Here is a 1127-nt window from a genome sequence, read left to right as displayed (position 1 = left end):
CTAGTGCCGCGCGTCGTTAGTTGATTTACGGTTGGTGGTTGGGATGATGAGGCATGGCGAATCGTCCTGCTGCTGCGTTGGTTCTGCGTGAGGGTGACGGGGAGGACTTGGTCGCGTTGACGCGGGCGTCGAGTGTGCGGGCCGGGCTGGCGCAGCGGGCGCGGATCGTGTTGCTGGCCGCGCAGGGGCTGTCCAATACCAGGATCGCGGAGTTGGTTGGTGTGTCGCGGCCGACGGTGATCGGTTGGCGTGACCGTTACGGCGAGCGAGGGCTGGCCGGGCTCGACGACGAGGATCGCTCGGGCCGGCCGCGCACGGTCGACCATCGGGGCATCGTGGCGGCGACGTTGACGCCGCCGCCGAAGAAGTATGGCGTCACGCATTGGTCGTCTCGGCTGCTGGGAAGGCATCTGGGGATCGGTGACGCGACGGTCGCGCGGGCGTGGCGTGAGTTCGGGGTGCAGCCGTGGCGGTCGGAGTCGTTCCGGTTCTCCACCGATCCTGAACTGGTGGCCAAGGTCACCGACGTGGTCGGCCTGTACTTGGCGCCGCCGGACAACGCGGTCGTGTTGTGCGTGGATGAGAAGTCGCAGATCCAGGCGCTGGATCGCACCGCTCCGATCCTGCCGCTGCAGCCGGGGCTGGCCGAACGTCGTTCGCACGACTATGTCCGCCACGGCACCACGACCCTGTTCGCCGCGCTGGAGATCGCCACCGGGCAGGTCACCGCGGCCTGCAAGCCGCGGCATCGTCACCAAGAGTTCCTGGCGTTCCTCAAGCAGGTCGCCCGCGCCCATCCCGATCGCCAGTTGCACCTGGTGATGGACAACTATGCCGCCCACAAACACCCCAAGATCAAGGCCTGGCTGGCGGGCAATCCCCGCGTGAGTGTCCACTTCACCCCGACCCACGCGTCCTGGATGAACCTGGTCGAGGTGTGGTTCTCCATCATCGAGCGCCAAGCCATCCACCGCGGCACCTTCCGATCCGTCAGCGATCTCAACGCCAAGATCCGTGCCTTCATCACCGGCTGGAACGACCGATCCCACCCCTTCGCCTGGACCAAGACCGCAGACCAGATCCTTAAGAAGGCCAACCGTCAGAAGACCTCAGACGCGCGGCACTAG

Annotated in this window: 1 protein-coding gene; it reads left to right on the top strand. The window is 66.2% G+C overall.

Translation table 11 applies throughout. From position 1 onward, the window contains the following. The first annotated feature begins 53 nt into the window (after positions 1-53). A complete protein-coding gene (locus E0H73_RS45660) occupies positions 54-1127 on the top strand; it encodes an IS630 family transposase (RefSeq protein WP_131367576.1) in 1074 nt (357 codons plus the stop codon).

Origin of the sequence: Kribbella pittospori, from assembly GCF_004331465.1 — a bacterium.
GTDB classification, from domain to species: Bacteria; Actinomycetota; Actinomycetes; order Propionibacteriales; family Kribbellaceae; genus Kribbella; species Kribbella pittospori.
Note: the sequence above shows the minus strand (reverse complement) of the source record. Positions and strands in the feature narration are given on the sequence as shown.